The 23,441-nt window shown below is 59.1% G+C and carries 22 protein-coding genes, 4 tRNA genes and 1 pseudogene; 14 read left to right on the forward strand and 13 right to left on the reverse strand.

Annotation, left to right across the window (positions count from 1 at the left end; all coding sequences use genetic code 11):
- The first annotated feature begins 43 nt into the window (after window positions 1–43).
- The gene (locus JQF37_RS06710) at window positions 44–2,998 is read left to right on the forward strand and encodes a DUF748 domain-containing protein (protein ID WP_204149577.1); all 2,955 of its coding nucleotides are present in this window, start codon (window positions 44–46) and stop codon (window positions 2,996–2,998) included.
- 189 nt (window positions 2,999–3,187) lie between these two features.
- Here the strand turns inward: JQF37_RS06710 and JQF37_RS06715 are convergent, their stop codons facing one another.
- Window positions 3,188–3,541, reverse strand: a complete 354-nt coding sequence (locus JQF37_RS06715) for a BON domain-containing protein (protein ID WP_130204836.1) — start codon at window positions 3,539–3,541, stop codon at window positions 3,188–3,190.
- Window positions 3,542–3,849: 308 nt separating this feature from the next.
- Window positions 3,850–4,269 (reverse strand): pilin, encoded by a 420-nt coding sequence (locus JQF37_RS06720; protein WP_130204834.1) that lies wholly within the window; start codon window positions 4,267–4,269, stop codon window positions 3,850–3,852.
- Window positions 4,270–4,534: 265 nt separating this feature from the next.
- On the opposite strand from JQF37_RS06720, the pseudogene JQF37_RS31320 reads away from it, so the two are divergent.
- The 5 genes and pseudogenes from JQF37_RS31320 to yacG form a co-directional block, all read left to right on the forward strand.
- Window positions 4,535–4,716 (forward strand): annotated as a pseudogene (locus tag JQF37_RS31320) (type IV-A pilus assembly ATPase PilB); the annotation flags it as partial.
- 22 nt (window positions 4,717–4,738) lie between these two features.
- The gene (locus tag JQF37_RS06725; protein ID WP_130204832.1) at window positions 4,739–5,956 is read left to right on the forward strand and encodes a type II secretion system F family protein; all 1,218 of its coding nucleotides are present in this window, start codon (window positions 4,739–4,741) and stop codon (window positions 5,954–5,956) included.
- A 1-nt stretch (window position 5,957) separates the two neighbouring features.
- Window positions 5,958–6,830 (forward strand): A24 family peptidase, encoded by an 873-nt coding sequence (locus JQF37_RS06730; protein WP_130204830.1) that lies wholly within the window; start codon window positions 5,958–5,960, stop codon window positions 6,828–6,830.
- Window positions 6,827–7,450, forward strand: coding sequence for a dephospho-CoA kinase (coaE, locus tag JQF37_RS06735; RefSeq protein ID WP_130204828.1), 624 nt, complete (start codon window positions 6,827–6,829; stop codon window positions 7,448–7,450). The genes JQF37_RS06730 and coaE overlap by 4 nt, the downstream gene beginning before the upstream one ends.
- Complete coding sequence (gene yacG, locus JQF37_RS06740; protein ID WP_008058361.1) at window positions 7,447–7,647, forward strand: DNA gyrase inhibitor YacG; 201 nt, start codon at window positions 7,447–7,449, stop codon at window positions 7,645–7,647. The genes coaE and yacG overlap by 4 nt, the downstream gene beginning before the upstream one ends.
- Before the next feature lie 9 nt (window positions 7,648–7,656).
- On the opposite strand, the gene JQF37_RS06745 is transcribed toward yacG, so the two are convergent.
- The 3 genes from JQF37_RS06745 to JQF37_RS06755 form a co-directional block, all read right to left on the reverse strand.
- Window positions 7,657–7,872, reverse strand: a complete 216-nt coding sequence (locus JQF37_RS06745) for a hypothetical protein (protein WP_047533370.1) — start codon at window positions 7,870–7,872, stop codon at window positions 7,657–7,659.
- Between the two features lie 63 nt (window positions 7,873–7,935).
- Window positions 7,936–8,625, reverse strand: coding sequence for an energy-coupling factor ABC transporter permease (locus JQF37_RS06750; protein WP_130204826.1), 690 nt, complete (start codon window positions 8,623–8,625; stop codon window positions 7,936–7,938).
- The gene (locus JQF37_RS06755; protein ID WP_130204824.1) at window positions 8,622–9,089 is read right to left on the reverse strand and encodes an FAD/FMN-containing dehydrogenase; all 468 of its coding nucleotides are present in this window, start codon (window positions 9,087–9,089) and stop codon (window positions 8,622–8,624) included. Before JQF37_RS06755 ends, JQF37_RS06750 begins: the two co-directional genes overlap by 4 nt.
- A 127-nt stretch (window positions 9,090–9,216) precedes the next feature.
- Between JQF37_RS06755 and JQF37_RS06760 the strand changes: the two genes are divergently transcribed.
- The 4 genes from JQF37_RS06760 to JQF37_RS06775 are packed head-to-tail and all read left to right on the forward strand — an operon-like array spanning window position 9,217 to window position 11,954.
- A complete protein-coding gene (locus tag JQF37_RS06760; protein ID WP_047533376.1) occupies window positions 9,217–9,843 on the forward strand; it encodes a DUF1780 domain-containing protein in 627 nt (208 codons plus the stop codon).
- On the forward strand, window positions 9,840–10,367 hold the full coding sequence (locus JQF37_RS06765; RefSeq protein WP_130204822.1) for an MOSC domain-containing protein: 528 nt from the start codon (window positions 9,840–9,842) through the stop codon (window positions 10,365–10,367). Before JQF37_RS06760 ends, JQF37_RS06765 begins: the two co-directional genes overlap by 4 nt.
- Window positions 10,368–10,421: 54 nt before the next feature.
- Window positions 10,422–10,595, forward strand: coding sequence for a DUF3094 family protein (locus JQF37_RS06770; protein ID WP_047533382.1), 174 nt, complete (start codon window positions 10,422–10,424; stop codon window positions 10,593–10,595).
- 60 nt (window positions 10,596–10,655) lie between these two features.
- The gene (locus JQF37_RS06775) at window positions 10,656–11,954 is read left to right on the forward strand and encodes an NAD(P)/FAD-dependent oxidoreductase (RefSeq protein ID WP_047533385.1); all 1,299 of its coding nucleotides are present in this window, start codon (window positions 10,656–10,658) and stop codon (window positions 11,952–11,954) included.
- A 58-nt stretch (window positions 11,955–12,012) separates the two neighbouring features.
- On the opposite strand, the gene JQF37_RS06780 is transcribed toward JQF37_RS06775, so the two are convergent.
- The 8 genes from JQF37_RS06780 to rluD all read right to left on the reverse strand — a co-directional run bounded on the left by JQF37_RS06780 (window position 12,013) and on the right by rluD (window position 18,979).
- Window positions 12,013–13,638 (reverse strand): methyl-accepting chemotaxis protein, encoded by a 1,626-nt coding sequence (locus tag JQF37_RS06780; RefSeq protein ID WP_130204820.1) that lies wholly within the window; start codon window positions 13,636–13,638, stop codon window positions 12,013–12,015.
- Window positions 13,639–13,782: 144 nt separating this feature from the next.
- A tRNA-Pro gene (locus JQF37_RS06785) sits at window positions 13,783–13,859 on the reverse strand.
- 96 nt (window positions 13,860–13,955) lie between these two features.
- Window positions 13,956–14,031 (reverse strand) — tRNA-Lys (locus tag JQF37_RS06790).
- Window positions 14,032–14,036: 5 nt separating this feature from the next.
- Window positions 14,037–14,113, reverse strand: a tRNA-Pro gene (locus JQF37_RS06795).
- A gap of 9 nt (window positions 14,114–14,122) precedes the next feature.
- Window positions 14,123–14,198: transfer RNA gene (locus JQF37_RS06800), tRNA-Asn, on the reverse strand.
- A gap of 401 nt (window positions 14,199–14,599) precedes the next feature.
- On the reverse strand, window positions 14,600–17,164 hold the full coding sequence (gene clpB, locus JQF37_RS06805; protein WP_103403517.1) for an ATP-dependent chaperone ClpB: 2,565 nt from the start codon (window positions 17,162–17,164) through the stop codon (window positions 14,600–14,602).
- 130 nt (window positions 17,165–17,294) lie between these two features.
- Complete coding sequence (gene pgeF / locus JQF37_RS06810) at window positions 17,295–18,020, reverse strand: peptidoglycan editing factor PgeF (protein WP_130204818.1); 726 nt, start codon at window positions 18,018–18,020, stop codon at window positions 17,295–17,297.
- Complete coding sequence (gene rluD, locus JQF37_RS06815) at window positions 18,017–18,979, reverse strand: 23S rRNA pseudouridine(1911/1915/1917) synthase RluD (protein ID WP_047533394.1); 963 nt, start codon at window positions 18,977–18,979, stop codon at window positions 18,017–18,019. The genes pgeF and rluD overlap by 4 nt, the downstream gene beginning before the upstream one ends.
- A 151-nt stretch (window positions 18,980–19,130) precedes the next feature.
- Between rluD and JQF37_RS06820 the strand changes: the two genes are divergently transcribed.
- From JQF37_RS06820 to JQF37_RS06835, 4 genes are all read left to right on the forward strand, one after another.
- The gene (locus JQF37_RS06820; RefSeq protein WP_130204816.1) at window positions 19,131–20,153 is read left to right on the forward strand and encodes an outer membrane protein assembly factor BamD; all 1,023 of its coding nucleotides are present in this window, start codon (window positions 19,131–19,133) and stop codon (window positions 20,151–20,153) included.
- Window positions 20,154–20,288: 135 nt separating this feature from the next.
- Window positions 20,289–20,522 (forward strand): PP0621 family protein, encoded by a 234-nt coding sequence (locus tag JQF37_RS06825; RefSeq protein ID WP_130204814.1) that lies wholly within the window; start codon window positions 20,289–20,291, stop codon window positions 20,520–20,522.
- Entirely contained in the window at window positions 20,512–22,101 is a 1,590-nt protein-coding gene (locus JQF37_RS06830) for an ATP-binding protein (protein WP_130204812.1), read from the forward strand. The genes JQF37_RS06825 and JQF37_RS06830 overlap by 11 nt, the downstream gene beginning before the upstream one ends.
- On the forward strand, window positions 22,098–23,435 hold the full coding sequence (locus JQF37_RS06835; protein WP_130204810.1) for a sigma-54 dependent transcriptional regulator: 1,338 nt from the start codon (window positions 22,098–22,100) through the stop codon (window positions 23,433–23,435). The genes JQF37_RS06830 and JQF37_RS06835 overlap by 4 nt, the downstream gene beginning before the upstream one ends.
- Window positions 23,436–23,441: the final 6 nt, after the last annotated feature.

Raw genomic sequence — 23,441 nt, forward strand, 5'->3', positions numbered from 1 at the left:
CTGGAAACGCGTGCCATACTCCAAGGCACTCCGATTCAGACAGATGAAGCCACACATGTACAAAGGATTGATTCGCGCCATTGGCGCCTTGTTGACTGCTCTGGCGCTCTACAGTCTGCTGGGGTTTCTGATTTTACCGGGCATCGCCCTGCGCATTGCCAACCAACAGCTGGCCAACTACGCCACGATGCCCGCCACTCTCCAGCGGATCGAACTCAACCCGTTCAGCCTTGAAGTGACACTTTGGGGCTTGAGTATCGGCGAGCCCGGCAAGGAGCAGATCGGCTTCGAACGCCTTTACGCCAACCTGCAACTCGATAGCCTCTGGACCAAGACGCTGCATCTGTCCGATATCGAACTGGAAAAATCCAAGACCGAGATCCTCTTCGGCAAGGACGGCAAACTCAACCTGCTCGGGTTGTTCAAACTGCCACAGAGCGAACCGACGCCCGCCGATCCCGATGCAAAACCGTTCCCGCTGCGCATAGACCGGATCAATCTGGCCGGTGGTGTCGTGCACTTCAAGGATGAGCGCCCCAGCGAATCCATCGAGTTTATCTACGACAAACTCGATTTCGAGCTTAAACACCTCAGTACCCGGCCCGAAGACAGTGCCGACATGACATTGGTCGCCATCGGCCCGGGCGGCGGGCAGGTCGACTGGACGGGTAATTTCAGCCTGATCCCGATTGCCTCCGAAGGTAAGCTGAAAATCACTGACGGCAAGATGAAGTCCTTCTGGCCCTATGTGCGCGACGCCGTGCCCCTGGACCTGGAAAGCGGTGTGGTCAATATCAGCACCGACTACAAACTCAACCTGTCCAAGCAGACCGAGTTGCTGCTGAGCAATGTCGCGGTCAGCGTTGCGCCCTTCGCCATCAAGGCGCCGGACGGACGGCCACTGGTGAAGCTTGAGCGACTGGACATCACCGATACCACCCTGGACCTGGCCAAGCAGCAGGTGGTGGTCGGCAAGATCCGCAGCCATAAACTGGAAACCTGGGCGGCACTGGAGGCGGATGGCCAACTCGATTGGCAGAAGCTGTTCGCCAGCCAGCCGTCCAAACCCGCCGCCAAGGCCAAGGCCGAACCGGCCAGCACACCGGCAGCAGCTGATTCACCCAAGCCCGCCCCTGCTCCACCGAGCAAACCGTGGCAGGTCCTGCTCAACGACGTGCAACTGCGTGACTATCAGGTGCATCTGGCCGACCGCAAGGCACAACCCGCCGTCGCGCTGGAATTGGGACCATTGAATCTCGACCTTCAGAAGTTCGACAGTCTCAATGGCTCGCCTTTTACGCTCAAGCTCGACACGGGCGTAGGCAAACAAGGCAAGCTTTTGGCAGACGGGGAGGTCAATCTGGCCCCGATCAGCGCCAGACTCAATGTCCAGACCAAGGACATCGACCTGCGGGTCGCCCAGTCCTACATCACGCCATTCATACGCCTGGAACTGCGCAGCGGCATGCTCGGCAGCGATCTGGCGGTCAACCTGAAAAGCACCGAGCCCCTGGCCTTCAGTGTTACCGGGCGCGCCCAGGTTGATCAGCTGCATACGCTCGACACCCTGAAAACCCGCGACTTTCTCAAATGGCAGCAGGTCATGGTCGAGGGCCTGAACTATCAACACGGTGATAGCCTTTCGATCGACAGAATCAACCTGATGCAGCCCTATGTGCGATTCATGATCAACGATGACCGCACCACCAACATCGATGATCTGCTGATCCCGCAACCGGCCGATTCCGGCACCAGGACTGCTGCCGCCAAACCCGCCGCCAGCAAGGACAAGCCACTGGGCATCCATATCGGTGGGATTGCCATCAATGACGGCTCGGCCAACTTCGCCGACTTCAGCCTGACGCCGAACTTCGCGACCGCCATCCAACAACTCAACGGGCAGATCGGCACCATCGACAGCCGCCAGGCCAAACCCGCCAGTGTCGACGTCAAGGGCAAGGTCGACCGCTATGCGCCGGTGACCATCAAGGGGGCGGTCAATCCGTTCGACCCGATGGCCAGCCTCGACATCGCCACCAGCTTCAAACGCGTGGAACTGACCACACTGACGCCCTACTCCGGCAAGTTCGCCGGTTACCGTATTCGCAAGGGCCGACTCAATCTTGACCTGCATTACCTGATCACCAAAGGCCAGCTAAAAGCCGAGAACAAAGTGGTGGTCGAACAACTGCAGCTGGGCGAAAAAGTCGACAGCCCCGACGCCGTGAGCCTGCCGCTGAAACTGGCAGTTGCCTTGCTCAAGGACGTCGATGGCAAGATTTCCATCGAACTGCCGGTCACCGGCGACCTCAATAATCCGCAGTTCAGCGTCATGCCAATCATCTGGCAGACCTTGCGCAACCTGATCGTGAAAGCCGCGGCGGCGCCCTTCAAACTGATTGGCGGACTGGTCAGCGGCGGTGGCGCGGAAGACTTGGGCAGTGTGTCATTTGCCCCTGGTTCAAGCGACCTGAGCAAGGACGCTGAAGCCGCTTTGGTCAAACTGTCCAACGCGCTCAAGGAGCGTCCGGCCCTGCGTCTGGAGATCGAAGGCACGGCAGCGCAAAGCAGCGACGGCCCATTGATCGCCGAACAACGCCTGGAACGGGAATACCAGTACAACTACTACAAAATGCTCCAGCGCCGCGGCGAAAAAGTGCCCGCCCAGGCTTCGATGCTGGAGGTGCCGGACACCGAGAAGGGCCCGCTGCTGGAAGGGATCTACCGCACCCGCCTGAAGACCCAGCCACCCGCCGAATGGAAGGATCTGGGCAAGGAGGAGCGCACGGCGAAGATGCGCGCCGACGTGATCAAATTCTGGAGTACCAGCGACGTGCTGTTGCGTCAGCTGGGGCAGGACCGCGCCAGTAGTATCAAGGATTATCTGGTCGACAAGGGTCAACTCGCCGATGACCGCGTGTACTTCATCGATGCCCAACTGGGCGAAGCGGAAAAGGATGGCAAGGTCGTTACCCCTCTGCATCTGGACGCCGAGTGAAGTCAAAGCAACGCAAGAACTGATCTCCAGTTCGTTTGCGACGCCACAATAGAACAGGCCCCGACACGAGTGCCGGGGCCTGTAATGGCCACATCCTTATGGCCGTTCGCATGAACTCCTCAGATGCGACAGGCGTATAGCTCGGCCCGCCTGCCGCGCCCTCTCCCAGTCCAGGCGAGAAGTCGTGCCTTACTCGGCTTTCAGGCCGTCAGCGGAGACCGCTTTGACGCCTTTGATTTTTTTGGTGATCGCCACGGCAGTGGCTTTCTGAGCGTCAGTCACCGCAACGGTGGATGACAGGGACACGACGCCCTTATTGGTTTCAACTTTGATGTCGGTGCCAGGAATGCCTTTTTCGGTCAGCAGGTCACTTTTGACTTTGGTAGTAATCCAGGTATCGGAAGTAGCTTCCTCGGCTTTGGTCATCTCACCGGCCGCCAGCGTCATGGGTGCCTGGGTGGCTTGAGTCTGTGCAAATGCAGCATTGGCCATGGTCAGGGTCAGCGCGGTTACAGTAGCGGCAGCGATAACGAACTTCTTCATACGAGTAACTCCTGTTTTTCTGGAAAGTCTGCTGGATTTCTTTTCAGCAGGGTTACCAGAGAGAGTGCGAACGCTGTGCCAACTTTGAAACCGATAATAAATTGAGATAAATCAACAACTTAGAAAAATTGCCATTTTCCGGAATCATGCAAAATGCATGACTTTGAAATTCTCTACATGCAAGTTGCGGGTTTTACCGCAGGCCTAAGGCCATGAATTAACGCGGTTTTTCTTCAAACCTCATTTGCTGTAAAGCCGGACAAAAAAATACCCCGCGAACGGCGGGGTATTGGCAATCAGCTCATGGATCAGACTTTCGGGGCAACGCCCGTGCAGCCTTTGGGCGCGTAGTCCTGATCGACTGTGGTGGCGCACGTCCACCCCGTCAGCGTTCGCGCCAAGGTGATGGTTTTATTCAGCACGGGGCCCGGTGCATTCACAAGGGTGCAGGCAATAGTGCCCGTGCCATCCGCAGCGCTACCGGTCGCTGTCATTGTGCAGTTAGAGGTGACCGGGGTCCCGGTTAGCTTAGCCAGATCCGGATCGTCGCCTTGATTGATTACGTCTTCGAACGGCACCTTCAAGGCCGAAATCTCCGCCAGCCCCGCCGTCACCTTGGCCCGCGCCTGGTATTTGGAGTACGCAGGAATGGCGAACGTCGCCAGAATCCCGATGATTGCGACCACTATCAGTAGCTCGATCAGGGTAAAGCCTTTTTGTTTGTGCATTGACAGCCTCCGTGCATGAGTCGAAATCTCATGATCTGAAGCTGTCGCAGCACAGCCCATGCCAGGCCCCGCGCGCCCTGTTGGCGGGGTGCACGCCCGCCACAACACCCTTTCCTACCCCCAGAATCCGCACTATCTGACAGTTTTTGTCACCTCTCCCCAGGTGGTTTGGTTCTTCCGTTTGACTAGGCTATAAGTCGTGCGGCCGGTACTTCAATGCATGAAATCGCCTTCTACGATCTGGCCAGGCAATCGGCCCCGGTCGGCGGATATTCCCCGCGAGGCCCAGCTCAAGAAAGGTATTCCCGAGGAACGCATCGGCACATTCACGATCTATGAGCCAGTCGGGTGCGAACACTGCAACGACGGCTAAAAGGGGTGAGCGGGGATTCAGGAAGTGGTGAATGACCACGGCGGATCATGCCCGAAGGCAACTCGCTGCAAATCGATGGGTCACCAAGGACTGAACATGGCGGTCAAAGCAGCAAAAATCAGCGTGTATGCCTGGGAAGGCACTGATCGCAAAGGCACCCGAATAACCGGCGAGCTGAGCGGGCAGAACCCGGCACTGATCAAGGCGCAATTGCGCAAGCAAGGCATCACCCCCGGCAAGGTTCGCAAGAAAACCCCCTCGCTGCTCAACCTGGGCAACCACATCAAGGTCCGGGACATTGCCCTGTTCACCCGGCAAATGGCAACCATGATGAAAGCCGGGGTGCCGCTACTGCAGTCGTTCGACATCATCGGCGAAGGCTTCGATAACCCGGCCATGCGCACGCTGGTGGACGAGGTGAAACAGGACGTCGCGGCGGGCAACAGCTTTGCCGCGGCCCTGCGCAAAAAGCCCCGGTATTTCGATGAGCTGTACTGCAATCTGGTGGACGCCGGCGAACAGGCCGGGGCGCTGGATACGCTGCTGGAACGGGTGGCGACTTACAAGGAAAAGAGCGAAAGCCTCAAGGCCAAGATCAAGAAAGCCATGACCTACCCGCTGATGGTGGTGTTCGTCGCGATCATCGTCACCGGGATTCTTCTGGTCAAAGTGGTGCCGCAATTCCAGTCGGTATTCCAGGGATTCGGAGCCGAGTTACCCGCCTTCACTGTGATGGTCATTGGCTTGTCGCGGTTCATGCAGGACGCGTGGTGGATGATGCTCGGGGTACTGATCGCAGGAGCGTTCGCCATGCGCCATGCCTTCAGGACGTCCCGGGCTTTTCGCGACCGCATGGACGCCGGGTTGTTGAAACTGCCGCTGGTGGGCACCTTGATGTACAAATCCGCCGTGGCCCGTTTCGCCCGTACGCTGTCGACCACGTTCGCCGCCGGCGTGCCGCTGGTGGAAGCTCTGGAGTCAGTGGCGGGCGCGACCGGAAATATTGTGTTCAAGCGCGCAGTGCAGCGGATCAAGCAGGACGTTTCGACGGGCATGCAGCTGAATTTCGCCATGCGCACATCGGGCATCTTTCCGAACATGGCCATCCAGATGACTGCCATTGGCGAGGAGTCCGGTGCGCTGGACGGCATGCTCGACAAGGTCGCGGGGTTCTACGAAGACGAAGTCGATAACATGGTCGATAATCTGACCAGCCTGATGGAACCGTTCATCATGGTGGTGCTGGGCGTTATCGTCGGTGGCCTGGTCGTCGCGATGTACCTGCCCATCTTCCAACTCGGCTCAGCGATCTGATATGCCCTTGAACGAAATTCTCACCCACTACCCGCTAGCCTTTGTCGTCATCGCCGGGGTGATCGGCCTGCTGGTCGGCAGCTTTCTCAACGTGCTGACCTGGCGCCTGCCGAAGATGCTCGAGCGCGAGTGGCGCCTGCAGGCCCATGACATTCTCGGGCTGCCCGGCGAAACACCGCTGCCAACCTACAACCTGCTGCTGCCCCATTCCCAATGCCCGCACTGCGGTCACCGGATTCGGGCCTGGGAAAATATTCCGCTGCTCAGTTTCCTGCTGCTGCGCGGACGCTGCTCGTCTTGCGCGACACCGATCAGCAAACGATACCCGCTGACCGAACTCGCCTGCGGCCTGTTGTCGGCATTCATTGCCTGGCACTTCGGTTTCGGCTGGCCAGCCGGCGTGACCCTGTTACTGACGTGGGGCCTGCTGGCCATGAGCCTGATCGACGTAGAACATCAATTGTTGCCGGACGTGCTGGTGCTGCCACTGATGTGGCTGGGGCTGATCGTCAACAGCCTCGGCCTGTTCGTACCATTGCAGGATGCATTGTGGGGCGCGATCACCGGCTATATGGCGCTGTGGTCGGTGTTCTGGTTGTTCAAACTGATCACCGGCAAGGAAGGCATGGGCCATGGCGATTTCAAATTGCTGGCGATGTTTGGCGCCTGGGGTGGCTGGCAAATATTACCGCTGACAATCCTCCTCTCCTCCCTGGCGGGTGCCGTGATTGGCTTGATTATCCTGCGCCTGCGCAAGGCAAAAACCTCGACCCCCATCCCCTTCGGGCCCTATCTGGCCATTGCTGGCTGGATTGCCTTGCTCTGGGGTGTTCAAATAACCGACTTCTATTGGCAGTTTGTCGGTTTGAAATGAATACCCCTGTGGAAAAACCCTGGATTCTCGGCCTCACCGGCGGCATCGGCAGCGGAAAAAGCGCGGCGGCCCAACATTTCATCGACCTCGGCGTGCATGTGGTCGATGCCGATCATGCCGCCCGTTGGGTGGTCGAACCGGGGCGGCCGGCGCTGGCGAAGATCGCCGAACACTTCGGCCCGGATGTGTTACTCGCCGACGGGCAACTGGACCGAGCCGCGCTGCGCAAACGCATCTTCGAAGTGCCGGAAGAACGTCGCTGGCTCGAAGCGTTGCTGCATCCGCTGATCGCCGAAGAAATCGCTCGACATCTGGCGCTGGCAAAATCGCCTTATGCGATTCTGGTTTCGCCGCTGCTGATCGAGTCCGGGCAGTACGCCATGACCCAACGGGTGCTGGTGATCGATGTCCCTGAACAGCTACAGATCGAACGCACACTGCGGCGTGACCAGACGAGCGAGCAGCAGGTCCAGGCGATCCTCAAGGCCCAATCCAGCCGCCAGGATCGCCTGAGACATGCCAACGACGTGGTGGTCAACGACCGCGACCTCGCCTGGCTGCACAGCGAGGTTGAACGCCTGCATCACTTTTACCTTACTTTGCGTGGAGGCCAGTCATGAGCCAAACCCCAACCGTCGAATGCCCGACTTGCGGAGCCCCTGTCGAATGGAGTCCCGAAAGCAAATTCCGCCCGTTCTGTTCGGACCGTTGCAAACTGATCGACCTGGGGGCCTGGGCATCGGAAGAACACAAAATTCCCGTGGCCCCCGATGCCGAGGACGAGTTGTTCAGCGGCGACTTCGATCCGCGTCACTGATGCCCGTCGTCAGGGCCGCATGAAGCCGTAGTCCTGACCGTCGTCGAGGTTTTCCGCCAGGAAATGCAACTCGTCGGCCAAATCCTCCGCACTGCGTACGGCCTTGCTCTGCTGCACCACGGCACTGAGCAAGGCGCGCAGGCTCAACCCAGGATCAAATCCCTCCGCTTGCGCCGAATCCAGACTCTGGCGCAATTCCTGCCTTGCCCACTCATAAACACTCATGACGAAACTCCTGAAGGTTTTGCCGAGCATGGGATCGCCAGCGTTTTCAGGGTTTGATGTGAATCAAGACTTCGGATCGTCGCCCTTCCAGGGCGCCGAAAGGTAGCGCGTGCGGTTGAAAGTCTCCAGCCATTCCGGGCAGAACACCACCAGAGCACTGACGACCATGCCGTTGATAAAGGCCTCGGGAAAAATCAGCAACCACAGGTAACCGACAAAATCCTCCAGCCAGTACGGCATCTCAAAACGCTCGTCGAACCACAACAGCCACAGCGCCAGCAACAGACACAGCAACGCCGACAGTGCCGCCGCAAAAAATCCGGAAACGAAGATATACACAAAGGGATTTCGTGGCTGCGCGCGCTCCACCAGGATCGCGCAGCATTCAGTCACCAGCACCGGCAACAGAATCAACAACGCGCCGTTGACCCCGACCGCCATCAAATCCTGTCGCCCGAGTAACACCAGCCCCATCTGCGCCACCAGTCCACCGATGATCGCCAGCGGCCAATCCAGCAACAGCGTTACCGCTGTCATGCCAATGAAGTGATAGGACACGCCGGTATCGAAATCCCGCCGCACCAACCACAACATGAACAGCGCGAACACCGTGCCGAACAACAAATGTTGGCGACGGCTATCGGTGAACAGCTCTACCCACGGCGCACGCCAGATCGCCCAGAGCAACACCGGCACATAAATCAGCCAGCCGACTGTCAGACTCTGAGATGACAGCAGCTCGGCGCCGATCATGGGCGAGACGTCTCCAGCGCCTCACGCAACTGCGCAGCCGTGGCGTACTCGTGCTGCGCCACCAACTGGCCGTCCTTGAGCTGTAACCACAGCACGCTATCCACAGCACCGGGATACTTCGGTGCAACGCGGCCATCGCGGTCCAGCATGACCCGGTAGGAATAATCGCGCATGGCCGGCACGGCGAACATTTTTGCGATCAGCCGTGGCATGCGCTCGATATCAGCGAGAAACACTGCATGGCGGGCCTCCAGATAGCCTTTGGGCTGGCCCTGCAACGCCGCATTGACCAACTTGGCGCCTTCCATGCTGCGCGCCACCAGCAGCGTCTGAGTGCGATTGTCGAGGGTAAAGGCCTGATCGTACTGATCAAGCAGCGTCCATGGCGCCAGTCGCTCACCCACTTCCAGCGCATGGGCCCACAGTGGCAAAAGCCCGAGCAGTAACACTGACCAATACTTCACATTCAATTCCTCGCTCAATCGCATGGGTAGTGGCCAGCAGTTTACACCGGCGCTTCCCGGTGCCCAGTGACGCTGTTTACCGCTTAACGCTTTCTGCTTGTCGCAATTGAACGCTAAGCTTGGGCCTATGGATGACTCAGATTACTTACGCTTGCTGACCATCGCGGCCGAGCAAGCCAACGCGTTCCTGTCCAATGCCCGCAAATGGGAGCGTGAGCGTTGGGTCTGCCAGCGCCTGCTGCAAGGCTTGAACATTCCCTATCGTGCCGACGAATTCGCCCCGGCCGGCGAACCGCCGGACGTCTTGTTTCGCGATGCCAGCTTCGAGGTGTTCTTCGTCCTCGACGAAGGCCGGCGCCTCAACGACGAATGGCGCGATGAGCTGCAACGCCGACGCAGCGCATTCTCCCTGAGCCAACTGGTACGGCGCGAGGCCAAGCCGCGGCGCATCCCGGCCAACGAATTCTTGCTGCGACTGGCGCCGACCTTGCGCAAAAAAGCGCATAACTACAAAGAACGCGGCATGGATCTGGGCGACCTGGACATCATCGCCTTCGCCAGCCTCAAGCGCGAAGTGCTGGACCTCAACAGCCATTTCCCGCCGCCTACCGAATACCTGCGCCAAGGCTGGCGCTCGTTGTCATTGGTCGGCCCGACTTTCGCCCGCGTGCTCTTCGCACATCCGGATGCACCGGACTTCCTGCGCAGCAACCTGGGGCGCAGCATCGTTTTCGACGTCGGGATCAGTCTGTGACTCCATTGCAGGAACTGATAGCTGATGTCCCGCAAATCGGTCGCGTACGCTGGATTGGCGTGCGCCCGCAACCTCATGTGCCGATGATCGAACTGGAGGCCGTGGAAGCGCGACTGGAGGCTGGCTTGACCGGTGATCGAGCCCGGCCAGGCGTACGCAATGCGCGGCAAGTGACGTTGATCCAATGGGAGCATCTGGCGGTGATCAGTTCGCTGATGGGCCGCCCGCACGATAAACCGGTGCTGCCTGATGAGTTACGGCGCAATCTCGTTATCAGCGGTATCAACCTGTTCAGCCTCAAGGGGCGTCGCTTCAGAATTGGCCAGGCGATTTTCGAAACCACTGGCTGGTGCCAGCCTTGCGCACGCCTGCAAAACAACCTCGGCCCCGGGACCTTTCAAGCCGTTCGCGGACATGGCGGAATCACTGCACGAGTGTTACAAAGTGGAATCATTCGCCTGAACGATACGGTGAGCGTCGAGCCCATTCCGGACAGCGGCTATGCTCCGTTCAACGTTCGTTAAATCGACTTGTAACCTCTCCGCAATCAGCAACGTCTACCCCTGACGAGGCCCGATATGACCAGCCGCCTGAACCCCGACGACCAGAAGCATGTCGAAGAGTACCTGCATCTGTCCCAGCACCGAGTCGAGCGCCGGCCCTTCCGGCCGTGGATGCTCCTTGTGCTGGTGTTGGCAGTGACCATTGGTCTTGGCCTTTTGAGCCGACTTATCAGCTACCTGACGCTATGAGCCGCTTCGCGCTCGCTCGGTTGACTGCACCGATTTCCTTTAGCCTTGTGAGATATCCCCATGACCCATCGTATTGTCATCGCTGGCGGCGGCGCCGGCGGTCTGGAGTTGGCTACCCGTCTGGGTAAGACGCTGGGTAAACGCGGCATCGCCAGTGTCATGCTGGTCGACGCGAACCTGACCCACATCTGGAAACCGCTGTTGCACGAGGTGGCAGCCGGTTCCCTGAACTCCTCCGAAGATGAACTCAACTATGTTGCCCAGGCCAAATGGAACCACTTCGAGTTCCAGCTGGGACGCATGAGCGGGCTCGATCGCGCACAAAAGAAAATCCAGTTGGCCGCCACTTATGACGAGGCCGGCCTTGAGCTGGTTCCGGCGCGGGAAGTGGCTTACGACTCGCTGGTGATTTCCGTCGGCAGCACCACCAACGATTTCGGCACCCAGGGTGCAGCCCAGCATTGCCTGTTCCTCGACACCCGCAAACAGGCCGAGCGCTTCCACCAGCAATTGCTCAACCACTACCTGCGTGCCCATGCCGGGCAGACCGACAAGGTCGAACAGATCAGCGTTGCCATCGTCGGCGCCGGTGCCACCGGGGTCGAACTGGCCGCCGAACTGCACAATGCCGCCCACGAACTGGCGGCCTATGGCCTGGACCGGATCAAACCGGAAAACATGCACATCACCCTGATCGAAGCGGGACCACGGGTTCTGCCTGCGCTGCCGGAGCGAATCGGCGGGCCTGTGCATAAAACCCTGGAGAAACTCGGGGTCAATGTCATGACCAACGCAGCGGTCAGCGAAGTGACGGCAGACAGCTTGATCACCACCGATGGCAACGTGATCAAGGCGAGTCTGAAAGTCTGGGCCGCAGGGATTCGCGCACCGGGTTTCCTCAAGGACATCGATGGCCTGGAAACCAACCGCATCAATCAGCTACAAGTGCTGCCGACCCTGCAAACCACCCGTGACGAAAATATCTTCGCCTTCGGTGACTGCGCGGCCTGCCCGCAACCGGGTACCGACCGCAACGTGCCGCCGCGCGCGCAAGCCGCGCATCAACAGGCGTCATTGCTGGCCAAGTCGCTGAAACTGCGGATTGAAGGCAAGGCATTGCCTGAATACAAGTACACCGACTACGGCTCGCTGATCTCGCTGTCGCGTTTTTCTGCTGTGGGTAACTTGATGGGCAACCTCACTGGCAGCGTGATGCTCGAAGGTTGGCTGGCGCGGATGTTTTACGTGTCTCTGTATCGCATGCACCAGATGGCGCTGTACGGGCCGTTCCGCACGGCAATGCTGATGCTGGGCAGTAAGATCGGGCGTGGCACCGAGCCACGGCTCAAGTTGCACTGATACCGCCCGACCCCTGTGGGAGCGAGCAGGCTCACTCCCACTGTTTTATCCGAGAACATTACACCCGGAAGCGCCGCACCATCCCCTGCAGGGCATTCGCCAACTGCGACAGCTCATGGCTCGATGCACTGGTCTGATCGGCCCCGGCGGCCGAACGCACAGACAGGTCACGGATATTCACCAGGTTGCGATCGACCTCGCGTGCCACTTGGGCCTGTTCCTCGGCTGCACTGGCGATCACCAGGTTTCGCTCGTGAATCTGATGCACCGACGCCGTGATGGTTTGCAGCGCCTCACCTGCCTTCTCGGCCAGCAACAACGTGCTGGCGGCACGGGAGGTGCTGGCGTTCATGGCCTCCAGGGCCAGGCTCGAACCGTTGCGCATACCCTGCACCATTTGTTCGATTTCCTGGGTCGATTGCTGCGTGCGATAGGCCAGCGCGCGCACTTCATCGGCCACCACCGCAAACCCGCGACCACTCTCACCTGCGCGCGCGGCTTCAATCGCAGCATTGAGCGCCAGCAAGTTGGTTTGTTCGGCAATGGCGCGAATCACATCCAGCACCTTGCCGATATCCTGGGATTGGTTGGCCAGCGATTGCACCAGCTCACCGGTGCTCTGCACGTCGTCGGCCAGTGCACTGATCGAACTGGCGGTTTCGCTGACCCTCTCCTGCCCTTGATGCGCTGACTCACTGGACTGGCGAGTGGCATCGGACGTGGAGACTGCGTTGCGCGCGACCTCTTCCACGGCAATGGTCATTTCATTGACCGCCGTGGCTGCTTGCTCAATCTCGTTGTTCTGTTGTTGCAGGCCCTGAGTGCTATCGAGGGTCACGGCGCTCAATTCATCGGCCGCCGTGGCCAATTGCGTGGCTGACCCGCTGATGCCCTGCAAGGTTTCCCGCAGGTTTTGCTGCATGGTCGCCAGCGCTTTGAGCAAACGACTGACTTCGTCATTGCCATGGGTTTCGATCGGACGGGTCAGATCACCCTGGGCCACATGTTCTGCGGCGCTCACTGCTTCACTCAACGGACGCACGATGCTGCGTGTCAGCAACATCGCCAGGCCAACCGTGGCCAATGCCGCGAGGGCGATGAATACGCTCACGATGGTGCGTGAAGTGTCGTAGTGGTCCTTGGACTTGTCGCTTTCCGCCGCGACTTGTTTGGCGAACAGCTCAGCCAGATCACTGAGCTGTTTGCCAGAACCGTCGACCACGGTCTTCATGTCCACCAGCAACAATTTGGTCAGTTCGTCGCGACGCCCCTGTTCAGCCAGGGTGAACGATTGGGCAATGCCAGTGCGATAGGCCGCGAAGGTACTTTTGAACTGCTCGTACAGCGCCTTGCCTTCAGCCGTGGTAACCAGCTTGTCATAGGCGGCAATCTTTTCGCTCAGTTCCTTGTCGCGGGTATCCATTTGGCTGCGGTATTGCGCAATGTTCTTCGGGTCCTGATCCAGGGCCATCCGCAGGGAAATCGTGCGAATGCGCAGCATGATCTCGCGGATCTCGTCACCGCCACGAATACTCGGTAGCCATTGTTTTTCCACCGCCACTTCACTCTCGCGGATGCTCGACATTTGCCCCAGTGCAAATATCCCGAGCAGCGCCACAAGCACCGCAATCAAGGCGAAACCCAACGCAGCACGGGGGGCAATATTCAACTGTCGAAGAAACATAACGAGTGCCTTTCTTGTTGTGGGCTTGAGTGGGGGCTGTGCCCCGACAGCTCGTTATCGGCAAGTTGTACGATGACTTGAAGCGAAGTGTTTTTTTGCAGACAAAAAAAATCCCCGTATCTTTCGATACGAGGATTTTTAATATGGTCGGGGTAAGGGGATTCGAACTCCTGACATCCTGCTCCCAAAGCAGGCGCGCTACCGGACTGCGCTATACCCCGGTAAAAAAAAGGCACCCTTTAAAAGGCGCCTTCTGCGAACAGAGCTTTTGGCGTCTGATCTTAAGATTTGATTCCAGCGTTAACTGGTTTCAAAAATGGTGGGTCGTGTGGGATTCGAACCTACGACCAATTGGTTAAAAGCCAACTGCTCTACCAACTGAGCTAACGACCCAAAAATGGTCGGGGTAAGGGGATTCGAACTCCTGACATCCTGCTCCCAAAGCAGGCGCGCTACCGGACTGCGCTATACCCCGGTTTGAAATTGGCTCCGTGACCAGGACTCGAACCTGGGACCCAATGATTAACAGTCATTTGCTCTACCGACTGAGCTATCACGGAACTACATATTTCAATTTACAACGGTGAAGCTTTACTGCGTTCTCTTCGACCCGTTCGCATCGCTGCGTTCGTGTGTCTGAGGCGCGCTATTCTACAATCTTCAGCACCTCTGTCAACCCCCTAAATTGCTTTCAAGTTAATGATTTGCAACTTATTTTGGATTCCTGCTTGGGGAGCGGAAACCCTGGCGGGTGACTGACTGCGGGGCGCACTTTACAAGCCTTTTCCTTTAAGTTCAACAGCCTAACGAAAAAAAGGCCTCGCAATGTGAGGCCTCCTGTTCAACTACGCATTTTTGTAGGAGCTCGCTTCCTCGCGAAGACCTCTTGAGCGCTGCGTTTAGCCTGATAACACGCGTTATCGTTAACGACCATCGCGAGCAGGCTCGCTCCTACAGTGGATCAAACGAAGACGATTTCGTCGTTCTCCACAACACCCTTGGCAGTATCGCCGGGCATGAAACGACCCGACAGAATCAGCTGTGCCAGCGGGTTTTCGATCCAGCGCTGGATCGCTCGTTTCAGCGGCCGAGCGCCATACACCGGGTCGTACCCTACCGCGATCAGCTTATCCATGGCCTCAGGGCTGAGTTCCAGCTTCAGTTCCCGCTCGGTCAGACGACTGCGCAGACGACCCAACTGGATCTCGGTAATGCCGGCAATCTGATCCCGTGCCAATGGCTCGAAGATCACCACTTCGTCGACCCGGTTGATGAACTCCGGCCGGAAGTGCGAGGAAATCGCGTCCATTACTGCCGCACGCTGGGCCTCGCGATCACCGACCAATTCCTGGATCTGCACCGAACCGAGGTTGGACGTCATGACAATCACGGTATTTTTGAAGTCCACCGTGCGGCCATGGCTGTCAGTCAGTCGACCGTCTTCAAGCACTTGCAGCAGGATGTTGAACACATCCGGGTGCGCCTTCTCGACCTCGTCCAGCAGGATCACCGAATAAGGCTTGCGACGCACCGCCTCGGTCAGGTAACCGCCCTCTTCATAGCCTACATAGCCCGGTGGAGCGCCGATCAGGCGAGCCACGGAATGTTTCTCCATGAACTCGGACATATCGATGCGCACCATCGCCTCTTCCGTATCAAAGAGGAACTCCGCCAGCGCCTTGCACAGCTCGGTTTTACCGACACCGGTCGGGCCGAGGAACATGAACGAACCGCTTGGTCGGTTCGGATCGGCCAATCCCGCACGGGAACGCCGCACGGCGTTGGAAACCGCCACCACCGCTTCGTCCTGGCCGATCACACGCTGGTGCAACAGGCTTTCCATCTTCATCAGCTTGTCGCGCTCGCCTTCGAGCATTTTCGACACGGGAATACCGGTCCACTTCGACACGACTTCCGCGATCTCTTCTTCAGTCACCTTGCTGCGCAGCAACTGGTTTTCGCTCTTGCCGTGCTGGTCGACCATCTGCAGGCTGCGCTCCAGGTCCGGGATCACCCCATACTGCAACTCGGCCATGCGGTTCAGATCGCCTTTACGGCGTGCGGTTTCCAGTTCCTGGCGGGACTGCTCGATCTTCTGCTGAATCTGCGCCGAACCCTGTACCTCGGCCTTTTCCGAGTTCCAGATTTCTTCGAGATCCGAGTACTCACGCTCAAGGCGCACGATTTCTTCCTGGAGTTTTTCCAGACGTTTCTTCGCGGCCTCGTCGCTTTCTTTCTTCAGCGCCTGGGATTCCACCTTCAACTGAATCAAGCGACGTTCCAGACGGTCCAGCACTTCCGGCTTGGAGTCGATCTCCATGCGGATACGGCTGGCGGCTTCGTCGATCAGGTCGATGGCCTTGTCCGGCAACTGACGATCAGTGATATAGCGATGGCTGAGTTTGGCCGCCGCGATAATCGCACCGTCAGTGATCGCTACCTTATGGTGAACCTCGTAACGCTCTTTCAGGCCCCGCAGGATCGCGATGGTGTCTTCTTCACTCGGTTCGTCCACCAACACTTTCTGGAAGCGGCGCTCGAGGGCGGCGTCCTTCTCTATATATTGGCGGTACTCATTGAGCGTGGTTGCGCCGACGCAATGCAGCTCGCCGCGAGCCAATGCCGGCTTGAGCATGTTGCCCGCATCCATCGAGCCTTCGCCTTTACCGGCGCCGACCATGGTGTGCAGTTCGTCGATGAACAGAATGATCTGCCCTTCCTGCTTCGACAGCTCATTGAGCAGCGACTTCAGGCGTTCTTCGAATTCACCGCGATACTTGGCACCGGCAATCAGCGCCCCCATGTCGAGGGACAGCAGACGCTTGCCCTTGAGGCCATCCGGCACTTCGCCGTTGATGATGCGCTGGGCCAGGCCTTCAACGATGGCGGTCTTACCGACCCCAGGCTCACCGATCAATACCGGGTTGTTCTTGGTGCGGCGTTGCAACACCTGAATGGTCCGGCGAATTTCGTCGTCACGACCGATCACCGGGTCGAGCTTGCCCTCTTCGGCGCGCTTGGTCATATCGACAGTGTATTTATCCAGCGCCTGGCGCGACTCTTCGTGGTTAGCGTCGTTGACCGCCTCGCCACCGCGCAAGTTGTTGATCGCATTTTCCAGGGCTTTCTTGCTCACGCCCTGACCGAGCAACAATTTGCCGAGCTTGCTGTTCTCGTCCATGGCGGCGAGCAACACCAGCTCGCTGGAGATGAACTGGTCGCCCTTCTGCTGGGCCAGGCGATCAGCCTGGTTGAGCAGGCGCGCCAGATCCTGCGACATGTTGACGTCGCCGGTCGGATTCTGGATTTTCGGCAGCTGGTCGAGCTCTTTGGTCAGCTCTTTACGCAGGCTGTTGATGTCGAAGCCTGTTTGCATCAGCAGAGGCTTGATCGAGCCGCCCTGCTGTTCGAGCAGGGCCTGCATCAAATGCGCCGGCTCAATGGCCGGATGGTCGAGACCGACGGCCAGGGACTGGGCATCGGACAAGGCTAACTGCAATTTGCTGGTTAAACGATCTATACGCATGGGTCACCTTCCTTTTGAGCAGGTCGGACCAATAAAACATCCTGAATGAAGAAACCTGCCAGATAGCACAATAGATGCGGTCAATTCTGGGAGATTCAAGCGTCGTGATGTTGATGCAGATCAGACAAGTCTAGCGTTCGAGCCAGATAAGGGAGGCAAACCGGCCGGTGCGGGACGCACGGCGATAAGAAAAGAAGCGCGGATCGGTCACGGTGCAGAAACCGCCACCATAAACGGCGGTGACACCGCGTGCTGCCAAGCGCAAACGCGCCAACATATAGATGTCGGCCATGAACTTGCCGGCGTTTACGCTTGGCACGAAAGCTTCAGCCGCTTGCGGCAGTTGCTGCACGAAGGTTTCGCGCACTTCCGGGCCGACTTCAAAGGCTTGCGGGCCAATGGCCGGGCCGAGCCATACCAATACATCGGCAGGTGGCACGCCCAGGCTGTCCAGAGTGGCTTCCAGCACGCCAGCCGCCAACCCGCGCCAACCGGCATGGGCCGCCGCGACGCGAGTGCCGGCACGGTCGCAAAACAACGCTGGCAGGCAGTCGGCGGTCATGGCCGCGCAAGCGATGCCGGGCGTCGCCGTCCAGCTGGCGTCGGCAGCGACCACTCGGCCTGGGTCGGCATGGGCCACGACGATGCCGTGGACCTGCTGCAGCCAGGCCGGTTGAATGGAGAAATGATCGGTGAGACGACGGCGATTTTCGGCGACAGCTTCAGGGCTGTCGTCGACGTGATCGCCCAGATTGAGGCTGTCGAACGGCGCCTGACTGACGCCGCCCGCACGGGTGGTCACACAGGCCTTGACCCCGGCCGGCGCGGGCCAGTCAGGAATCAGCCAGTCACTCATCCGATGAACGCCTCGCGGTCTTGCTTGAGCAGGGTCAGCAGCCAGACGAAATCTTCCGGCAACGGCGACTCCCAGCTCATCCGTTGACCGGTGGTCGGATGATCCAGCTCCAGGAAACGCGCGTGCAGCGCCTGACGCGGGAAGTTTTTCAGCGATTCGACCATCGTCGGGTTCGCTGCCGGCGGAATACGGAAGCGACCGCCGTAGGCAGGATCTCCGACCAACGGGAAGTTGATGTGCGCCATGTGCACGCGAATCTGGTGCGTACGACCGGTTTCGAGCTTCACCCGCACGTGAGTGTGGGAGCGGAAGCGCTCGAGCACACGGTAATGGCTGACGGCTTGCTTGCCCCCCTCCATCACCGCCATGCGCTGGCGCTGCTGGCCATGACGACCGATCGGCGCATTGATCTTGCCGCCAGCTGTCACCACGCCGATCACGATGCATTCGTAGATCCGGCTGACACTGCGGCTCTGCAATTGTGTCACCAGTTGCGTCTGCGCCTGAATGGTCTTGGCCACCACCATCAGACCGGTGGTGTCCTTGTCCAGGCGGTGCACGATACCGGCGCGCGGCACGTTGACGATGTCCGGCACGTGGTGCAGCAAGGCGTTGAGCAAGGTGCCATCAGCGTGACCGGCAGCCGGATGCACCACCAGGCCCGCAGGCTTGTTGATCACCAGGATGTCGTCGTCTTCATAGACGATGTCCAGGGCAATGTCTTGAGCGACCCATTCGCCCTGAGCTTCCTGCTCGGCAGTGAGTTCAAGAATGGCGCCACCGTGAACGATGTCTCGCGGGCGGATAACCGCCCCATCCACAGTCAGGCGGCCGTCTTTGATCCAGGCGGAAAGGCGCGAGCGCGAGTGCTCAGCGAATAATTGTGCGGCGACTTGATCGAGGCGTTGGCCGCCCAATTCGGACGGCACCTCTGCGCGAAGTTCAATTTTATCGGACATGCTCAGACTAGGCGTCGGCACAGCCTTTGGTTTCGGCTGCGCGCTTGTGGTTAAATACGGCGTCTTTTGCCCCGAGGCTATTCAACGGGGCGCTCATCATAACAGGACGGCCACGCCCAAGACAGCGGCCGTCATAGGGACGCAAGCCGCCATGCAAGTGAAACACCTGCTGCTGATCGCCATCCTCGCATTGACCGCTGCTTGCTCATCGAAGGAAGTCGTAGACGAAAACCTGAGTGAAGTCGAGTTGTACCAACAGGCTCAGACCGACCTGGACAACAACAGCTACAACAGCGCCACCGCCAAGCTGAAGGCTCTGGAATCGCGTTATCCGTTCGGTCGTTATGCCGATCAGGCCCAACTCGAGCTCATCTACGCCAACTACAAGAACGCCGAGCCCGAGGCTGCAAAAGCCGCGGCCGAGCGCTTCATTCGTCTGCATCCACAGCATCCGAACGTCGACTACGCCTACTACCTCAAGGGCCTGACGTCGTTCGACCAGGACGTCGGACTGCTGGCGCGCTTCCTGCCACTGGACATGACCAAGCGTGACCCCGGCGCCGCCCGCGACTCCTACAACGAGTTCGCCCAGCTGACCAGCCGCTTCCCGAACAGCCGTTACGCGCCGGATGCCAAGCAGCGCATGATCTACCTGCGCAACCTGCTGGCCTCGTACGAAATTCACGTTGCCGACTACTACCTGACCCGTCAGGCCTATGTGGCTGCCGCGAACCGTGGTCGTTACGTGGTGGAAAACTTCCAGGAAACCCCATCGGTCGGTGACGGCCTGGCGGTGATGACCGAAGCCTACCAGCGCCTGCACCTGGATGAGCTGGCCGCCACCAGCCTCGAAACCCTGAAGCTCAACTACCCGAACCACCCAAGCCTGGTCGACGGTCAGTTCGTGCCGTCGGTAGCCGAAGCCGATAACCGTTCTTGGCTGAGCAAGGCGACCCTGGGTCTGATCGAATCCCGTCCGCCGCTGCCACCGGGAGAAACCCGCGCCAACCAGGACGTGCAGAAGCAGTTCCAGGACGCCAAGGATGCGATTCCGAACGAACTCAAGCCTAAAGACACCAACGGCGATGTGATCGAAGAGGAAAATCACGAAGCGGAAGGCAACAACAGCGACCGCTCGTGGTTCAGCTACATGACCTTCGGTGTGTTCGACTGACACCCCGCACGGGCCAAAAGGGAGACTCTCGAGTCTCCCTTTTTTATTGCGCCATTTTTTATAAGGAGCATTACGCTGTGCGGCTGCGATGTCCCCGGCTAAACTGGCGGCTCATCAACCAAAAAGCAGCTCACCATGCTTCGTTTAATATTCTGGATCGCCCTTATTGCCGCTGCGGTGTGGTTCTGGCGTAAATACAAGGGCCAGGCTTCCGTGCCCAAGTCCCCCGCCGAGCTGGAAGCGGCACCGATGGTCCGCTGCGCCCATTGCGGCGTGCACCTGCCCCGCGACCGGGCGCTGAGTCTTCAACAACAATGGTATTGCAGCCAGGCTCACCTCGAGCAAGGCCCAGGGTCCAGTGGTCGCTGAGACTCAAAGTCCCGGCGACAAACAGGCCCAGCGACTGCTGCGCCTTTATCACCTCTACCGTTTGAGCGTCGGCATCATCCTGGTGCTTTTGATTTCCAGTGACCTGGACAATCAGTTGCTGACGTCCGGCAATGACGCGTTGCTGCGTGGTGGCAGCTGGTTGTACCTGATACTGAACATTCTGCTGGTTGTGTTCTTCGAGGACACACGCCGGCCGGCGCAATTGTTCAGCCTGGCACTGGTTGACGTACTGCTGTTGTGTGGCCTGTTCTATGCCGCAGGTGGCGTGGCCAGCGCCGTTGGCAACCTGTTGATCGTATCGGTAGCCATCGGTAACACCTTATTACAAAGGCGCATCGGGCTGTTGATTGCCGCTGTCGGCGCGCTCGGCATCGTCGGCTTGAGTTTCCTGCTGAGCTTCAGCCCTCCCTCCAGTCCCAACGACCACTTGCAGGCAGGAGCCCTTGGCGCCCTGTGTTTTGCCGCTGCGTTATTGGTGCAAGGCCTGAGGCGACGCCTGGAAGTCAGCGAAACCCTGGCCGAACAAAAGGCCAGTGAAGTCATCGGCCTGGAAACCCTCAATGCGCTGATCCTGCAACGGATGCGCACCGGCATACTGGTGCTCGACGACTGCAGACGAGTGCAGCTCGCCAACCACAGTGCCCTGGCCCTGCTCGATTGCGAGCATCTCGAGGGCCTCATGATTGACGAGCACTGCCCTTCCCTGATCGAGCGCCTGGACCTTTGGCGCAAGAATCCGACGCTACGCCCCCACAGCTTGAAGATCACCGGCAGCGGTCTGGAATTGCGACCCAGCTTCATCGCCCTGGACACCAGCCCGAACCACCAGACCCTGGTCTTTCTCGAGGATCTCGCACAGATCGCGCAACAGGCGCAGCAATTGAAACTGGTCGCCCTGGGTCGCCTGACCGCCAGCATCGCCCATGAAATCCGCAATCCGTTGGGCGCCATCAGTCATGCCGCGCAGCTATTACGAGAATCGGAGGAACTGAACGGCGCGGATCGACGTCTGACGCAGATCATTCAAGACCACTCTGAGCGAATGAATCGGGTAATCGAAAACGTCCTGCAACTGTCCCGCCGCCAGCAAACCGTGCCGCAACGACTCGACTTGAAACCGTGGCTGGAACAATTCGTGGGCGAAACCCGCGAGGCGGCAACCGGACGCCAGCAGATTCACCTGCACACCACTGGTGCAGACTTCAAGACCCTGATGGATCCCGACCAATTGCAACAGATCCTCGACAACCTTGTACGCAATGCCTGGCGCCACAGTGGCTTGCGCCGCGAGCAGGCGCAGGTCTGGCTGGAACTGTTTATCGATCCAAACAGCCAGTTGCCGATCCTGGAAATTGTCGACGACGGTCCTGGTGTCCCCCCGGACCATCAAGCGCAACTGTTCGAACCCTTCTTCACCACCAGTCAGCATGGCACTGGCCTGGGTCTCTACCTGTCCCGTGAGCTGTGCGAAAGCAATCAGGCTCGCCTGGACTTCAAGCCACGCCAGGATGGCGGCTGCTTTCGCATTACCTTTGCTCACGGACGGAAACAAGGTTGAACAAGAAATCACGGCAAAAAGTCCTGATCGTCGACGATGAACCGGACATCCGCGAACTCCTGGAAATTACCCTGGGACGGATGAAACTGGACACCTACAGTGCCCGCAATGTGGGTGAGGCCCTGGGCCTGCTCAAGCGCGAAAGGTTCGATCTGTGCCTCACCGACATGCGCCTGCCGGACGGCACCGGCCTTGAGCTGGTGCAGCACATCCAGCGACGTTACCCGCAAGTACCGGTGGCCATGATCACCGCCTACGGCAATGTCGAAACGGCGATCAATGCACTGAAGGCCGGCGCCTTCGACTTCCTGAGCAAACCGGTGGACCTTGGCCGCCTGCGGGAACTGGTCGCCAGCGCCCTGCTGCTTGCTGCTCCCGGCAGCACTATCGATCGTCGTCTGCTGGGTGATTCACTGCCGATGCGCAATCTGCGCAAACAGATCGACAAACTGGCACGCAGCCAGGCGCCGGTCTACATCAGCGGCGAGTCCGGCAGCGGCAAGGAACTGGTTGCGCGTCTGATCCATGAGCGAGGACCACGGGCCAATCACCCCTTCGTGCCGGTCAACTGCGGGGCGATTCCATCGGAGTTGATGGAAAGCGAGTTTTTCGGCCATCGCAAAGGCAGCTTCAGCGGTGCCATCGAAGACAAACCCGGACTGTTCCAGGCCGCGCACGGCGGCACCCTGTTCCTTGACGAAGTGGCTGATCTGCCGCTGCCGATGCAGGTCAAACTGCTACGCGCGATTCAGGAGAAAGCCGTACGCAGCGTCGGCGGGCAACAGGAAGAGGTGGTCGATGTGCGCATCCTGTGCGCGACCCACAAAGACCTCGATGCCGAAGTCGCCGCTGAACGCTTTCGCCAGGACTTGTACTACCGCTTGAATGTGATCGAGCTGCGGGTTCCGCCGCTGCGCGAGCGCCGCGACGACATAGAACCGCTGGCCAGCCACGTGCTCATGCGCCTGGCCGCCGACACCGGGCAACCGGCGGCAAAACTCCACCCGCACGCCCTCGACGCGCTGAAAAGCTACCGCTTTCCAGGCAATGTGCGGGAACTGGAGAACATGCTCGAACGGGCTCACACCCTGTGCGAAAACAAACAGATCGAGGCCAGCGACCTGCGCCTGGCCGAGGGCAACTGCTCTATCGAGGGGGGATTACTCGACCTGACACAGATCGACAACCTGGAAGCGTACCTGGAAAACATCGAACGCCAGCTCATTCTCCAGGCCCTGGAAGAAACCCGCTGGAACCGCACGGCAGCGGCTCAGCGGTTGAATCTGTCGTTCCGGTCGATGCGCTACAGGCTGAAGAAATTCGGCCTGGATTGAACGGCT

This window comes from Pseudomonas sp. MIL9 (genome assembly GCF_016887925.1).
GTDB classification, from domain to species: Bacteria; Pseudomonadota; Gammaproteobacteria; order Pseudomonadales; family Pseudomonadaceae; genus Aquipseudomonas; species Aquipseudomonas mohnii.

What these genes read in the sequence shown, in the direction of transcription:
- JQF37_RS06710 (WP_204149577.1), top strand. Translation starts at nt 44, where the DNA reads ATGAAGCCACACATGTACAAAGGATTGATTCGCGCCATTGGCGCCTTG.
- JQF37_RS06715 (WP_130204836.1), bottom strand. Translation starts at nt 3,541, where the DNA reads ATGAAGAAGTTCGTTATCGCTGCCGCTACTGTAACCGCGCTGACCCTG.
- JQF37_RS06720 (WP_130204834.1), bottom strand. Translation starts at nt 4,269, where the DNA reads ATGCACAAACAAAAAGGCTTTACCCTGATCGAGCTACTGATAGTGGTC.
- JQF37_RS06725 (WP_130204832.1), top strand. Translation starts at nt 4,739, where the DNA reads ATGGCGGTCAAAGCAGCAAAAATCAGCGTGTATGCCTGGGAAGGCACT.
- JQF37_RS06730 (WP_130204830.1), top strand. Translation starts at nt 5,958, where the DNA reads ATGCCCTTGAACGAAATTCTCACCCACTACCCGCTAGCCTTTGTCGTC.
- coaE (WP_130204828.1), top strand. Translation starts at nt 6,827, where the DNA reads ATGAATACCCCTGTGGAAAAACCCTGGATTCTCGGCCTCACCGGCGGC.
- yacG (WP_008058361.1), top strand. Translation starts at nt 7,447, where the DNA reads ATGAGCCAAACCCCAACCGTCGAATGCCCGACTTGCGGAGCCCCTGTC.
- JQF37_RS06745 (WP_047533370.1), bottom strand. Translation starts at nt 7,872, where the DNA reads ATGAGTGTTTATGAGTGGGCAAGGCAGGAATTGCGCCAGAGTCTGGAT.
- JQF37_RS06750 (WP_130204826.1), bottom strand. Translation starts at nt 8,625, where the DNA reads ATGATCGGCGCCGAGCTGCTGTCATCTCAGAGTCTGACAGTCGGCTGG.
- JQF37_RS06760 (WP_047533376.1), top strand. Translation starts at nt 9,217, where the DNA reads ATGGATGACTCAGATTACTTACGCTTGCTGACCATCGCGGCCGAGCAA.
- JQF37_RS06770 (WP_047533382.1), top strand. Translation starts at nt 10,422, where the DNA reads ATGACCAGCCGCCTGAACCCCGACGACCAGAAGCATGTCGAAGAGTAC.
- JQF37_RS06775 (WP_047533385.1), top strand. Translation starts at nt 10,656, where the DNA reads ATGACCCATCGTATTGTCATCGCTGGCGGCGGCGCCGGCGGTCTGGAG.
- JQF37_RS06780 (WP_130204820.1), bottom strand. Translation starts at nt 13,638, where the DNA reads ATGTTTCTTCGACAGTTGAATATTGCCCCCCGTGCTGCGTTGGGTTTC.
- clpB (WP_103403517.1), bottom strand. Translation starts at nt 17,164, where the DNA reads ATGCGTATAGATCGTTTAACCAGCAAATTGCAGTTAGCCTTGTCCGAT.
- pgeF (WP_130204818.1), bottom strand. Translation starts at nt 18,020, where the DNA reads ATGAGTGACTGGCTGATTCCTGACTGGCCCGCGCCGGCCGGGGTCAAG.
- rluD (WP_047533394.1), bottom strand. Translation starts at nt 18,979, where the DNA reads ATGTCCGATAAAATTGAACTTCGCGCAGAGGTGCCGTCCGAATTGGGC.
- JQF37_RS06820 (WP_130204816.1), top strand. Translation starts at nt 19,131, where the DNA reads ATGCAAGTGAAACACCTGCTGCTGATCGCCATCCTCGCATTGACCGCT.
- JQF37_RS06825 (WP_130204814.1), top strand. Translation starts at nt 20,289, where the DNA reads ATGCTTCGTTTAATATTCTGGATCGCCCTTATTGCCGCTGCGGTGTGG.